This window comes from Enterobacter sp. 3U4, from assembly GCF_057224565.1.
This window is the reverse complement of the sequence record NZ_CP136665.1, coordinates 1,644,832-1,658,253: the sequence shown is the minus strand read 5'-3', so window position 1 is coordinate 1,658,253 and position 13,422 is coordinate 1,644,832. Positions and strand designations below refer to the sequence as shown.

Sequence of the window (13,422 nt, the reverse complement as noted above, 5' to 3'; positions counted from 1 at the left end):
TTGCGGTTGCGTTATTTTTAAATGTTTGTAAATTTGCGCTTCGCTTAAAATGGAAATATGGATAAGCAGGAAGGACTTGAAAACATCCATTCGGATTAATCCTAACTTCGAACTAAAAATTTGAAAGATGAGGGAATAATTACGGCGTGCTCAAATTGGTTAATTTGCAGTCAGTAGAAAGGCAAAAAATACTCCTTTATAGCTAGAAAGCGGAACCCTAAATAATTATAAGGAAAATCCTGGATAAAAGCGTTCAGGTAGAAAGGGCGGTTCCGTTCGGCGCTGTTCAGGGGCCAGTAGCACACGGTTTAACCACTGTCGTCTTAAGATCACAAATCAGAAATTCTTCCCCCCGGAAGGAACGGGTTTCTCTACACTCCAGGTAATATTCACTGGAGGCATGACATCATGGCGAACACCATCACGGCTGATGACATTCGGGAACACTTTTCGCAGGCTATGTCGGCGATGTACCAGCAGGAAGTTCCGCAGTACGGCACCTTGCTTGAACTGGTTGCGGACGTAAACCTGGCGGTGCTGGAAAATAACCCACTTTTACATGAACAACTGGCTAACGCCGATGAGCTTGCTCGCCTGAACGTTGAGCGTCACGGGGCAATCCGCGTTGGCACAGCACAAGAACTTTCAACCCTGCGCCGTATGTTTGCCATTATGGGGATGTACCCGGTCAGCTATTACGATCTCTCTCAGGCGGGTGTGCCGGTCCACTCAACGGCGTTTCGTCCGATCGATGATGCGGCGCTGTGCCGTAATCCGTTCCGTATCTTTACGTCGCTGCTGCGCCTTGAGCTGATTGAAAACGTCGCGCTGCGCGAACGTGCGGCGGAAATCCTCTCTCACCGAAACATCTTCACCCCGCGCTGTCTGGCGCTGCTCGATCTGTATGAATCAGAAGGGCAGTTCACTGACGAACAGGCGCACGAGTTTGTGCAGGAAGCGCTGGAAACCTTCCGCTGGCACCGTCACGCGACGGTCGATCAGGAAACCTATCAGGCGCTGCATAACGAGCACCGCCTGATTGCCGACGTGGTCTGCTTCCCGGGCTGCCACATTAACCACCTCACGCCGCGCACGCTGGATATTGACCGGGTGCAGGAGCTGATGCCGAAGTACGGTATCGAGCCGAAAATTCTGATTGAAGGGCCGCCGCGTCGCGAGGTGCCCGTGTTATTGCGTCAAACGAGCTTTAAAGCCCTGGAAGAGCCGGTGCTGTTTGCCGGTGAACACAAAGGCACCCACACCGCGCGCTTCGGTGAGATTGAGCAGCGCGGCGTGGCGCTGACGCCGAAAGGACGTGAACTGTACGATAGCCTGCTTTCCCAGGCCGGTACCGGCAAAGATAACCTGACGCATCAGCTGCATCTGCGGGAGATCTTTAGCGCCTTCCCGGACAGTGAACTGTTAATGCGCCGTCAGGAGCTGGCGTATTTCCGCTACCGTCTGACGCCTGCGGGTGAAGCGCATCGCCATGCGTTTCGGCCGGGAGACGATCCGCAGCCGCTCATAGAGCGCGGATGGGTGGTCGCCCAGCCGATCACCTACGAAGATTTCCTCCCGGTCAGCGCCGCCGGGATTTTCCAGTCCAATCTCGGGAACGAAACCCAGGCCCGCAGCCACGGTAACGCCAGCCGCGATGCGTTTGAAGACGCGCTCGGCTGCCCGGTGTATGACGAGTTTGCGCTCTACCAGGAGGCTGAAACCCGCAGCAAACAGCGTTGCGGTTTGCTCTGAAATCGTTACTCTGCTGGGGTGTGATGGAAAAAATAAGGTCGTTATGCAAAATCCTTCCGCCCCTGTGGTTGAAACGCGCCAGGGCGCACTGTCTGGTTTAACCGATGAAAATGTCCACGTCTGGTGCGGTATTCCCTACGCAGCACCGCCCGTGGGCGAGTGGCGCTGGCGCTCCCCGCAGCCCCCTGAGCCGTGGGATGGCGTTCGCGAGGCCACCGCCTTTTCGGCCTCAAGCTGGCAAAGCAGCGAATATTGTCAGGAGCTGGGCGGGGGCGACCCCGGACAGTTCTCGGAAGACTGTCTTTATCTGAACGTCTGGTCCCCCAAAGAGCGCGCCGGGGCGCTTCCGGTCATGTTATGGCTGCACGGGGGCGGGTTTACGATTGGTGCCGGCGGCCTGCCGCCCTATAACGGCAAAGCGCTGGCCACGCGCGGGGTGGTTGTGGTCACGATTAACTACCGTCTCGGCCATCTCGGCTTTTTCGCCCATCCCGCGCTGGAAGGCGAGGAAGATCGCGTGGTGCATAATTTTGCCCTGCTGGATCAGATCGCGGCCCTCGAATGGGTAAGGGACAACATCGCCGCATTTGGCGGCGATCCCGCTAATGTGACCCTGTTTGGCGAATCCGCCGGCGCGCGCAGCGTGCTCTCACTGCTGGCCTCTCCGCTGGCAGCTGGATTATTCCATAAGGCGATTGTGCAAAGCGGGTACACCTTGCCGGACACGCCGCGTGAACAGGCGCTGCAAAAAGGGGAGGCGCTGGCCGCCCATTTTGGCCTGGAGAAGGCGACTGCCGAGCAGCTGCGCGCCATTCCGCCCGAGGCGTTCTGGCCGTTAACCGCGCCGCTGAACGTCGCTCCGGCGCCCATCGTCGGGGACTGCGTTCTGCCCGAAGCGATGCTGGACGTCTTTTTCGCGGCCCGCCAGCATCCCGTACCGGTAATGATTGGGTCGAACAGCGATGAGGCCAGCGTGATGGCGGTTTTTGGCATCGATCTCGCCGGGCAAATCCAGAAGCTCCGCCGGGAGCGGCGCTTCGGACTGGGGCTGATTAAGCTGCTCTATCCGGGCGTCAAAGGCGATGAAGAGCTGGGCAGGCAGGTGTGCCGCGACATGGCGTTTACCACCATGGGCTACGTCGTGATGCAGGCCCAGCAGCGCGTCGGCGGACTGTGCTGGCGTTACTGGTTTGACTATGTCGCGGAAGCAGAACATGCCACCTACATCAACGGCGCCTGGCACGGCAATGAGGTGCCCTACGTCTTCGATACCCTCGGCCAGGTGGAGCCTTCACGGCAGTATGTCAACGAACGGGATTTACAGTTTGCTGCCCGGGTGGCCGATTACTGGGTGAGCTTTGCGCGAGACGCAGGGCCTCGCGAGATCCTGCCGGGGCCGACGCACTGGCCCGCGTGCCGAAAAGGGCGGGACGTTTTGTTACGCATCGGTGTGAATAAACATGCAGGTTTCCGGCTTGAAAACCGCTTTATGCGCGCCCGCATGAGCCTCTTCAAACGGGTGATGAAGCACCACGTCAGCCTCGATTAAGCAAACAGGCGCGAAACGCCGCCAGTCCATTTTCCTCCCCTGGCGTTTCGCGCAGCACCAGACGGTAGCTTGCGCCGGTTTTTATGCTGGTTTCATAAGGCCGTATCAGTCTTCCCGCGCGAACATCTTCGGCCACCAGCGTTTCGTCGGCAATGGCAACGCCCAGCCCCTGAATGGCGGCCGTGATGGCGAGATCCATCGTGTCGAAGTGTTGATTTTTGCGCATGGCAAAGCCCGGACCTTCCTGTTTCGTCAGCCACAGCGACCAGTCTGTCTTATCTCTTGTCGGGTGAAGAAACGTTAACGATCCCAGCGCTGCACCTGCCCGCACCGGGCTAATTACCGGGGTGAGCGCCTCTTCGAACAGCAGGTCGCCTGCGCTCATGTGCGTGCCGAACACGATGGCCGCGTCGTAAGATTCGGTTTTGAAATTGACGTTGTGATCGGTGGTGGTGGTCAGGGCGATTTGCAGATCCGGCTGCTCGAGCTCCACTTCCAGCAGGCGCGGCACCAGCCAGCGCATGGCGCAGGTGGGCGCCTTGAGCCGGATCACGGTCTGCTGGCTGCGGGCCCTATCGGCCACGGTCAGCAATTGTTCGAAAGCAGACTGCAGTTCAGGAAGCAGGGCGCTGCCCTGCGAAGAGAGGCGCAGGCCGCGCGCGTGGCGTTCAAAAAGCGGAAAACCAAACCACGCCTCAAGGGAGGCTATCTTGCGGCTCACGGCCCCCTGCGTCAGGCAAAGTTCTGCGGCAGCATGGGTCAGATTCAGGTGACGCGCGGTGACTAAAAATGCGTCAATGGCATTGAGCGGGAGCGAACGGCGCGACATGGAAACACCTCAGCTATGCATTTTTCTCATGGCTATTATGACAACAATTCGATTGTCCCGACAACAGAGATGTTGTTTGAATAGTTATGCAATGTCCATGAGAAGGGAAAGAGGATGACTTTACGAACGCCAGTGCAAACGCGCTCCAAACTGCCCGATGTGGGCACCACCATATTTACCGTTATCGGCCAGCTTTCGGCGCAGCATAACGCGATTAACCTTTCTCAGGGCGCACCGAATTTTTCCTGCGACCCGAAGCTTGTTGCGGGCGTCACCCGCGCAATGGAGGCGGGGCATAACCAGTATGCGTCGATGACCGGTCTGCAGCCGCTCAAAGAACGTATTGCCGATAAAATAGCCACGCTGTACGGCACTCGGTATGACCCGGCCAGCGAGGTGCTGGTGACCGCCAGCGCCAGCGAAGGGCTCTATTCGGCGATTAGCGGGCTGGTGCATCCGGGCGATGAGGTGATCTACTTTGAGCCGTCATTTGACAGCTACGCGCCGATTGTCCGTCTGCAGGGGGCAACGCCGATTGCCATCAAGCTCACCGTGCCGGATTTTGCCGTTAACTGGGATGAAGTCCGCGCCGCCATCACCCCGCGCACGCGCATGATCGTCGTCAATACGCCGCACAACCCGAGCGGCAAGGTCTTTTCAGCCAACGACCTGCAGCAGCTTGCGGCGCTGACGCGCAATACCGACATCATTATTTTGTCTGACGAAGTGTATGAACACGTGGTGTTTGACGGTGAGCCGCACCACGGTATGGCCACGCACCCGCAGCTGGCGGAGCGTAGCGTGATTATTTCTTCTTTCGGAAAAACCTATCACGTTACCGGGTGGCGCGTGGGTTACTGTGTTGCACCGGCGGTGCTGATGGACGAGATTTGTAAAGTCCATCAATTTTTAATGTTTTCTGCTGATACGCCAATGCAGCACGCGTTTGCTGAACATATGGTCGACCCGCAAACCTGGCTGTCGCTGTCGGCGTTTTACCAGCGCAAGCGCGATCTGCTGCACAGTCTGCTGGCCGATTCGCCGTTCGCGCTGCTGCCCAGCGCCGGATCGTTCTTCATGCTGGCGGACTACAGCCAGTTCAGCGACGAGCGCGACAGCGATCTGGTGAAGCGGCTGATCGTCGAGTATGGTGTTGCCACCATTCCGCTGTCGGCGTTTTATGCGGACGGTACGGATAATAAATTGATTCGTCTCTCTTTTGCGAAAGATGAGGCGACGTTACGGGCAGGTGCCCAAGCCCTGTGTCGGGTTAAACCACGCTGAGATAGGCTCTGAGGAGTTTGAGATGAAAATACGCGCGCTAGTTGTCGGCATGGGATTGCTGTGTACCTTTTCCTCCTTCGCGGCGTCCGAGCTGCGTTACGGTCTGGAAGCCGAGTATCCGCCGTTTGAAAGCCGCAATGCGGCAGGCGAACTGGAAGGGTTTGACGTTGAGCTGGGGAATGCCATCTGCAAAGCGGCAGCGCTGAAGTGCAGCTGGGTGGAAACCTCGTTTGATGCGCTGATCCCGGGCCTGGTGGCGAAGAAATTCGACGCTATCAACTCGGCGATGAACATTACCGAGCAGCGCCGCAAGAGCATTGATTTTACCCAGCCTATCTACCGTATTCCGTCTCAGCTGGTGGGCAAGGCCGGTACGGCGGTCGAGGCGACGCCTGAAGGGTTGAAGGGGAAAACCATCGGCGTGCTGCAGGGCTCCATTCAGGAAACCTATGCCAAAGAGCACTGGGAAAAGCAGGGTGTCACCGTGGTGTCTTATAAAGATCAGAATATGGCCTGGGGCGATCTGCTGAATGGCCGTATCGACGCCTCGCTGGTCATGTCCGCGGCCGGGCAGGCAGGTTTCCTCAGCAAGCCGCAGGGGAAAGGGTTTGGCTTCATCGGCAAGCCGGTGTCTGACGACACTATCCTCGGCAGTGGGATCGGTTTTGGGTTGCGTAAAGGGGACGAGGCCACCAAAAAGCAGCTTGATGCCGCGATTGATAAAGTACGTGCCGACGGCACGATCGCCAAACTCGCTGATAAGTACTTCCCGGGTATCGATGTCAGCGTAAAATAACCGCCTCATTCGCCCCGTCAGCTGATGTCCTGACGGGGCATTTTTATACACATTTTCCAGGCTTTCTTTACACCACTTTCGGGCCGTTCTGGTCGACAGAAAATATTTCTCACTTTGTTCAGATAATCACCGGCCAACAATTGGATTCTTAACCATTTTTGTTTAGGCTGTGCGTTCTTTCTTGCCGTCATTTCGCCGAGCGCGAAACACATTCACACGACCATAAGGACGTTTTTCCAGGCATGAATCGCAGACGTTTTCTAAAAGGCTCGCTGGCAGTGGCAGCCCTGAGCGGCACATCCGGCCTTGCTTCCCTGTTTTCCAAAGCGGCATACGCTGCCGACTCTGACATTGCTGACGGCCAGAGCCGTCGTTTTGACTTCTCCGTACTGCAATCCATGGCGCATGACCTGGCGAAAACCCCGTGGGGTGGCGCGCCGCGCCCGCTGCCGGAGACGCTGGCGACCATGACGCCGCAGGCGTACAACGCCATCCGCTACGATGAAAAACAGTCACTGTGGAACAACATTGAAGGGCGTCAGCTGGACGTGCAGTTCTTCCATATGGGAATGGGATTCCGCCGTCGCGTGCGGATGTTCTCGCTGGACCAGTCCACCTCTATGGCGCGCGAAATCCACTTCCGTCCGGAGCTGTTCAGCTACGGTGAAACGGGGGTGGATACCAAACAGCTGGAAGGGCAAAGCGATCTCGGCTTTGCGGGCTTCCGCGCGTTTAAGGCGCCGGAGCTGGCGCGTCGCGATATCGTCTCTTTCCTTGGCGCGAGCTATTTCCGCGCGGTGGATGACACCTACCAGTACGGCCTTTCCGCCCGCGGCCTGGCGGTAGACACTTTCACCGACACGCCGGAAGAGTTCCCGGACTTTACCTCCTTCTGGTTTGAAACCGTCAAGCCAGGCGACACGACCTTTACCGTTTATACGCTGCTCGACAGCCCGAGCATTACGGGCGCCTATAAATTCGTGATCCACTGCGAGAAAAGCCAGGTGATCATGGAGGTGGAAAACCACCTCTACGCGCGGAAGGACATCAAGCAGCTCGGCATCGCGCCGATGACCAGCATGTTCAGCTGCGGCAATAACGAACGCCGCATGTGCGACACCATTCACCCGCAAATTCATGACTCCGACCGCCTGGCGATGTGGCGCGGCAACGGGGAGTGGATCTGTCGTCCGCTTAACAACCCGCAGAAGCTGCAGTTCAATGCCTATATGGATAAGAACCCGAAAGGGTTCGGCCTGCTGCAGCTCGATCGCGATTTCTCGCACTATCAGGACGTAATGGGGTGGTACAACAAGCGTCCAAGCCTGTGGGTGGAACCGCGTAACGACTGGGGCAAAGGCGCGGTTGGCCTGATGGAGATCCCAACCACCGGTGAAACGCTGGATAACGTGGTCTGCTTCTGGCAGCCGGAAAAAGCCGTCAAAGCGGGCGACGAGCTGGACTTCAAGTATCGCCTCTACTGGAGCGCGATGCCGCCGGTGCGCTCCCCGCTGGCCAACGTCTACGCCACCCGTACCGGCATGGGCGGCTTCCCGGAAGGCTGGGCGCCGGGCGAAAACTACCCGAAAGTGTGGGCCCGTCGCTTTGCGATTGATTTCGTGGGCGGCGACCTTAAGGCCGCCGCGCCAAAAGGCATCGAGCCGGTGATTACGCTCTCCAGCGGTGAAGCGAAGCAGGTGGAGATCCTCTACGTTGAGCCGTTTGACGGCTATCGCATTCTGTTTGACTGGTATCCGACGTCGGATTCGACGGAACCGGTGGATATGCGCCTGTTCCTGCGCTGCCAGGGCGACGCCATCAGTGAAACCTGGCTGTACCAGTATTTCCCACCGGCGCCGGATAAACGTCAGTATGTTGACGACCGGGTAATGCGTTAACTTTTGTGGAATTGTGCCGGGTGGCGGCTTCGCCTTACCCGGCCTACGTTTCAGTACTGTAGGCCCGGTAAGCGCAGCGCCACCGGGCGATGACGAGGCGCCATGACATCTGAAATCATCCCCGTTTCACAACACATCGAACTACGTTCCGTCGAAGAACGCTACACCGCTGACCTGCATAATCTCGTCGTCAAAAACAGAGCCTTTCTGCAAACCGCCTTTGACTGGGCGCAGCACGCGGGCAGCGTAGAGGATACTCGCCGTAACGTGCAGAGTAACCAGATGCTGCACCAGCGCGGCTACGCCAAAATGTTTCTGATCTTCAAGGATGATGCGCTGGTTGGCGTACTGTCGTTCAACACGATTGAACCGACCAACAAAGCCGGGTACATCGGCTACTGGCTGGATGAAGCCCACCAGGGGCAGGGCATTCTCTCACAGTCACTGCAGGCGTTTATGCGCTACTACGCTGAACGCGGTGAGATCCGCCGTTTTGTGATCAAATGTCGGGTGGCGAATCAGCACAGCAACAGCGTTGCCGTGCGCAACGGTTTTACGCTGGAAGGGTGCCTGCGGGAAGCGGAATACCTGAACGGCCGCTTTGACGATGTGAATATCTACGGCAAAATATATACCCTATAACGCGCCCAGCAGCGGCGTGCGGGTGATGCGCTGCTCGCCGTTAATCACTTTTTCGCCGCGCAGGTGAATGCTCTCGCCGGCAAACGCTTCAATGACCGCATCGTCGGTGATTTCAACCCGATGTTCGATCAGCACATCTCCGCTGATGCGCGCGCGCCCCTGAATGACCACTTTATCATCCAGCATGATCGGCCCGCCGCGTAGCCATGCCTGGCCGCCAATCAGGACGTGATGCTTGATGACGCAGTTGCCTTCGACCACGGCATTCTCCGCAATCTGCGAGCTGTAGCGCACCGTCGGGATGGCATCGTCGTCAAACCCGGCAATCACGCGGGCGTTACCGTAGACTTTTGCGCAGTCGCATACCCAGACGTTGTTCAGATCGTTACCCTCGAGGATCGCGTTGTCGAAGACTTCGGCCCGGTGTTCAACAAAGGCAAAGTTGACCATCGCCTCGCCGTAGATTTGCGCCTGGTGCACAATCCGCGACTGGCTCACCGTCGCCTTGTCGTAGATTTGCAGGATCTGTTCATGGTCCGGCGTCAGCCCTTTGGCGGCAATGACCACGCTGTGATGCAGCACGCGCGCTTCGCCGTAGATATGACACTCGCCCCGTACGCAGGATTGCTGAATGGTGACGTTGTCACTTATGCGCGCCCCGTGGCTGACCTCCGCGCCGTCCAGCCAGCAGCTGTCGCCTATACGCGCGTCATGGCTAATGATGCATGGAAGGGTAAGCCGCGCGTTGCCGGACACGACTGCACCCGCGAACACCACGCTGTTTTCATCGTAGATCCAGCAGTCGCCGTCCTGCGCGAGGGCGCGCTCGTCGTCAATCCAGCCGCCTCTCGTGCCGACCGTCACGTCGTTAAAGTCCGCCGTGGCGATAATCTGCCGCAGCGTGGTGGCGTGGGTAGTTTCGCCGTTTTTCCATTGCCAGAGGCGGGTCTTGTCGCTAAGGCGATATTTGTTCATCTTCATGTCTCTGCTAAGCGTCTTCACTAAACGTAGCAAAGTTTTCGCTTTTCGAGCGGCTGGAAACCAGACGGTAAACGCCTTAAAATGGCATCCAGAATACACTTTCAGCTTATGTAGGCTCAGGAAAAAATAATGACCGTCGATGAGAATTACTTCACAGAGAAATATGGCTTAACCCGTACCCATTCAGAGGTGCTGTACAGCGCGGGGATTGTGAAGCCCGGTAAAACGCTGGATCTGGGCTGTGGCAACGGCCGCAACAGCCTGTACCTTGCGGCTAACGGCTACGACGTGACCGCGTGGGACAAGAATCCGATGAGCATCGACAATATCGAGCGCATCAAGGCGGAAGAAGGGATCGCTAATCTGAATACGGCGATTAAGGATCTGAACAACCTGAGCTTTGACGGCCAGTACGATTTTATTCTCTCCACCGTGGTGCTGATGTTCCTGGAGGCAAAAACCATCCCGGGCCTTATCGCCAATATGCAGCGCTGCACGAAGCCGGGCGGTTACAATCTGATCGTTGCCGCCATGGATACGGCAGACTACCCCTGCACGGTCGGCTTCCCGTTTGCGTTCAGGAGCGGTGAGCTGAGCAACTACTACGAAGGCTGGGAGTTGCTCAAATACAACGAAGACGTTGGCGAACTGCACCGCACCGATGAAAACGGCAACCGCATTAAGCTGCGCTTTGCCACGATGCTGGCACGCAAGCCCGCTTAACGGGCGGCCAGCAGGCAGATCTGCAGGGCTGTTCTGTAAGACGCTTCGAACGAGGAGAGCGGCAGGAATTCAAACTTCGAGTGGAAGTTATGCGCCCCGGTGAAGAAGTTCGGCGTGAGTAGCCCTTTTGCCGAGAGCGCCGCGCCGTCGGTGCCGCCGCGCATCGGCGTCGGTTTCGGCGTGATGCCGAGCGATTCCATCGCCTCGAACATCAGATCGATGGCGCGCCGGTCTTCTCCAATCGCATTGCTGATATTGCTGTAGGTATCCTCAATGCGATAGTCCACCCTGGCCGTCGGATGTTGGGCGGCAATTAGTGCGGCAACGTCGGCAATCTGCTGCTTGCGGGCGGCAAAGCCCTCCTTGTCAAAGTCGCGGATATTGGCCTTAAGAACGGCCTCGTTCTGTCCGGCCTGAATGCCGTTAAACCAGATATAGCCTTCACGTCCCTCGGTACATTCGGGCGTTTGCTGGCGGTCAAAATGGCTGATGTAATCAGTCGCCATCAGCAGGGGATTCACCAGCACGCCTTTGGCGGACATCGGGTGCGCCGTCACGCCGGTAAAGCGGATCTCCGCGGCTGCCGCATTAAAGTTCTCGTAGACAATCTCACCCAGCTCGCAGCAGTCAATGGTCCAGGCAAAGTCTACGTCGAAGCGCTTAAGATCCAGCGCCTTGGCACCGTTCAGGCCGATCTCTTCGTCAGGCACAAACGCCACGACGATATCGCCGTGCCGATGCTCCGCCGTCAGGTTTTCCAGCACCGTCATGACCACCGTGACGGCGGATTTATTATCGGCACCCAATACGCTGGTACCGTCGCTGAAAATAATCTCCTCGTTCGGATAAGCCAGAATTTCAGGGTGCTCTTTAACCCGCAGCCAGATGTCTTTCTCTTTATTCAGACAGAGATCTTCACCGGTAAACGTTAATATTTGTGGATGAATATCCGGTGAAAGTCCCACGTCGACGGTATCAATATGGGTTATAAAGCCGATGCGCGGCGCACCGGGAACGTTGCCTTTTTTCACCGCCGTCACCGTGGCGAATTCATCAATCACAATGTCGTCTAACCCCAGCTGTGCCAGCTCCTGCGCCAGCTCCCGCGCCATGTCATGCTGGCCCGGCGTTGAGGGCAAGGTTTTGACTTTAGGATCGCTCTGGCTGGTGATAGAGAGATAGCGGAAAAAACGATGCGTTAATTGTCTGGAAAGCGGCGAGCCCATAGTGATTTATTCCTTATTTATTTTTCAGGTGTTTGCCACATCACTTTAATGTTATTTATGAAATGGCAAAAGAATTAATTAGCCGTCGAATTAAAAGACAGGAATAAATGATGACAAGCAAACTCACAACTTTCACGCTGGCGCTCGCGGCACTCACGGTCAGTTCCGCCGTCGCCGCCAAAACGCTGGTGTATTGCTCCGAAGGATCGCCGGAAAACTTTAACCCTCAGCTTTACACCTCGGGAACCAGCGTGGACGCCAGCGCGGTGCCGGTCTATAACCGTCTGGTTGATTTCAAACCCGGCACCACGGAGCTGGTGCCGAGCCTGGCGGAGCGCTGGGAGGTGAGCGACGACGGTAAGGTTTACACCTTCCATCTGCGTAAGGGCGTTAAGTTCCAGAGCAATAAATCCTTCACCCCGACCCGCGACTTTAACGCCGACGACGTGATCTTCTCTTTTATGCGGCAAAAAGACGTGAATCATCCCTACCACAACGTCTCTAACGGCAGCTACTCCAACTTCGAAAGCCTGGAGTTCGGCAGCCTGATAACCGCCATTGATAAAGTAGATGACCACACCGTGCGCTTTACCCTGGCGCACCCGGAAGCGCCGTTTGTCGCCGATCTGGCCTGGTATTTTGCCTCGATCCTTTCAGCGGAGTATGCCGACGCGATGCTGAAGGCGGGCACGCCGGAGAAGGTGGATATGGAGCCCATCGGCACCGGGCCGTTTAAGCTGGCGCAGTATCAGAAGGATTCCCGGATCCTGTTCACGGCGTTTGCCGACTACTGGCAGGGGAAATCGAAGCTGGACAGGCTGGTGTTCAGCATCACCCCGGATGCCTCCGTGCGTTTTGCAAAAGTTGAGAAGAACGAATGTCAGGTGATGCCGTTCCCGAACCCGGCCGATCTGCCGCGCATGAAGGCCAACAAAGATATTAATCTGATGAGTAAGGCGGGGCTGAATACCGGTTTCCTGGCGTTCAACACCCAGAAGCCGCCGCTGGATAACGTGAAGGTCCGTCAGGCGCTGGCGATGGCCATCAACAAACCGGCCATTATTGATGCGGTGTTCCACGGTACCGGCACCGTGGCGAAGAATCTGCTGCCGCCGGGCGTCTGGAGTGCCGACAGCGAGCTTAAGGATTACGACTACGATCCTGAAAAAGCCAAAGCGCTGCTGAAAGAGGCAGGGTTTGCCAATGGCGTGAGCGTCGACCTGTGGGCGATGCCGGTTCAGCGTCCGTACAATCCGAATGCGAAACGCATGGCGGAGATGATTCAGGCCGACTGGGCGAAAATAGGCGTTCAGACCAAAATCGTCACTTACGAATGGGGCGAGTATCTGAAACGCGTGAAGGGTGGAGAACATCAGGCCGCGCTAATGGGCTGGACGACGGCCACCGGGGATCCGGACAACTTCTTCGGCCCGCTCTTTACCTGCACCTCGGCGAACGGCGGGTCAAACTCGGCGAAATGGTGCTACAAGCCCTTTGATAGCATCATCGCCGAAGCGAAATCGATAACCGATCATGATAGGCGCGTGGCGTTGTATAAAGAGGCGCAGCAGATGATGCATGACCAGATGCCCGCGGTGATGATTGCGCATTCAACGATTTTCGAACCGGTACGCAAGGAGGTGAAGGGCTATGAAATCGACCCGTTTGGCAAACATCTGTTCTGGCAAGTGGATATAAATCAGTAATTTTTCACTGCCCGGCATGCGTCCGGGCAATCTTTT

General features: G+C 57.0%; 11 protein-coding genes. 8 read left to right on the top strand and 3 right to left on the bottom strand.

Annotated elements, in window-relative coordinates; translation table 11 throughout:
- Positions 1-408: 408 nt before the first annotated feature.
- Together hglS and RVY89_RS07810 are read left to right on the top strand one after the other, a co-directional pair.
- Entirely contained in the window at positions 409-1,752 is a 1,344-nt protein-coding gene (gene hglS, locus RVY89_RS07815; RefSeq protein WP_484827428.1) for a 2-oxoadipate dioxygenase/decarboxylase HglS, read from the top strand.
- Between the two features lie 43 nt (positions 1,753-1,795).
- Positions 1,796-3,301, top strand: a complete 1,506-nt coding sequence (locus RVY89_RS07810) for a carboxylesterase/lipase family protein (RefSeq protein WP_484827427.1) — start codon at positions 1,796-1,798, stop codon at positions 3,299-3,301.
- Here RVY89_RS07810 and RVY89_RS07805 read toward each other — a convergent pair.
- Positions 3,288-4,130, bottom strand: a complete 843-nt coding sequence (locus RVY89_RS07805; protein ID WP_484827426.1) for a LysR family transcriptional regulator — start codon at positions 4,128-4,130, stop codon at positions 3,288-3,290. The genes RVY89_RS07810 and RVY89_RS07805 overlap by 14 nt on opposite strands.
- A 114-nt stretch (positions 4,131-4,244) precedes the next feature.
- Between RVY89_RS07805 and RVY89_RS07800 the strand changes: the two genes are divergently transcribed.
- From RVY89_RS07800 to rimL, 4 genes are all read left to right on the top strand, one after another.
- A complete protein-coding gene (locus RVY89_RS07800) occupies positions 4,245-5,414 on the top strand; it encodes a methionine aminotransferase (RefSeq protein ID WP_484827425.1) in 1,170 nt (389 codons plus the stop codon).
- A 22-nt stretch (positions 5,415-5,436) separates the two neighbouring features.
- Positions 5,437-6,210 carry a transporter substrate-binding domain-containing protein gene (locus tag RVY89_RS07795; RefSeq protein WP_048030514.1) on the top strand — a complete coding sequence of 258 codons (774 nt, stop codon included), beginning with the start codon at positions 5,437-5,439 and terminating at the stop codon, positions 6,208-6,210.
- 242 nt (positions 6,211-6,452) lie between these two features.
- Complete coding sequence (locus RVY89_RS07790; RefSeq protein ID WP_047075337.1) at positions 6,453-8,108, top strand: glucan biosynthesis protein D; 1,656 nt, start codon at positions 6,453-6,455, stop codon at positions 8,106-8,108.
- Between the two features lie 102 nt (positions 8,109-8,210).
- Positions 8,211-8,750, top strand: a complete 540-nt coding sequence (gene rimL / locus RVY89_RS07785; RefSeq protein ID WP_484827424.1) for a 50S ribosomal protein L7/L12-serine acetyltransferase — start codon at positions 8,211-8,213, stop codon at positions 8,748-8,750.
- Here the strand turns inward: rimL and ydcK are convergent.
- On the bottom strand, positions 8,745-9,725 hold the full coding sequence (gene ydcK, locus RVY89_RS07780) for a YdcK family protein (protein WP_484827423.1): 981 nt from the start codon (positions 9,723-9,725) through the stop codon (positions 8,745-8,747). The genes rimL and ydcK overlap by 6 nt on opposite strands.
- Positions 9,726-9,860: 135 nt before the next feature.
- Between ydcK and tehB the strand changes: the two genes are divergently transcribed.
- Positions 9,861-10,454: a tellurite resistance methyltransferase TehB gene (tehB, locus tag RVY89_RS07775; RefSeq protein ID WP_484827422.1), complete on the top strand. Its 594-nt coding sequence runs from the start codon at positions 9,861-9,863 to the stop codon at positions 10,452-10,454.
- Here tehB and pepT read toward each other — a convergent pair.
- The gene (gene pepT, locus RVY89_RS07770; protein ID WP_484827421.1) at positions 10,451-11,680 is read right to left on the bottom strand and encodes a peptidase T; all 1,230 of its coding nucleotides are present in this window, start codon (positions 11,678-11,680) and stop codon (positions 10,451-10,453) included. The genes tehB and pepT overlap by 4 nt on opposite strands.
- A gap of 110 nt (positions 11,681-11,790) precedes the next feature.
- On the opposite strand from pepT, the gene RVY89_RS07765 reads away from it, so the two are divergent.
- Positions 11,791-13,386 (top strand): ABC transporter substrate-binding protein, encoded by a 1,596-nt coding sequence (locus RVY89_RS07765; protein WP_484827914.1) that lies wholly within the window; start codon positions 11,791-11,793, stop codon positions 13,384-13,386.
- The last annotated feature ends 36 nt before the right edge of the window (positions 13,387-13,422 follow it).

Coding starts and splice junctions, on each gene's coding strand:
- hglS (WP_484827428.1), top strand. CDS start 409: ATGGCGAACACCATCACGGCTGATGACATTCGGGAACACTTTTCGCAG.
- RVY89_RS07810 (WP_484827427.1), top strand. CDS start 1,796: ATGCAAAATCCTTCCGCCCCTGTGGTTGAAACGCGCCAGGGCGCACTG.
- RVY89_RS07805 (WP_484827426.1), bottom strand. CDS start 4,130: ATGTCGCGCCGTTCGCTCCCGCTCAATGCCATTGACGCATTTTTAGTC.
- RVY89_RS07800 (WP_484827425.1), top strand. CDS start 4,245: ATGACTTTACGAACGCCAGTGCAAACGCGCTCCAAACTGCCCGATGTG.
- RVY89_RS07795 (WP_048030514.1), top strand. CDS start 5,437: ATGAAAATACGCGCGCTAGTTGTCGGCATGGGATTGCTGTGTACCTTT.
- RVY89_RS07790 (WP_047075337.1), top strand. CDS start 6,453: ATGAATCGCAGACGTTTTCTAAAAGGCTCGCTGGCAGTGGCAGCCCTG.
- rimL (WP_484827424.1), top strand. CDS start 8,211: ATGACATCTGAAATCATCCCCGTTTCACAACACATCGAACTACGTTCC.
- ydcK (WP_484827423.1), bottom strand. CDS start 9,725: ATGAACAAATATCGCCTTAGCGACAAGACCCGCCTCTGGCAATGGAAA.
- tehB (WP_484827422.1), top strand. CDS start 9,861: ATGACCGTCGATGAGAATTACTTCACAGAGAAATATGGCTTAACCCGT.
- pepT (WP_484827421.1), bottom strand. CDS start 11,680: ATGGGCTCGCCGCTTTCCAGACAATTAACGCATCGTTTTTTCCGCTAT.
- RVY89_RS07765 (WP_484827914.1), top strand. CDS start 11,791: ATGACAAGCAAACTCACAACTTTCACGCTGGCGCTCGCGGCACTCACG.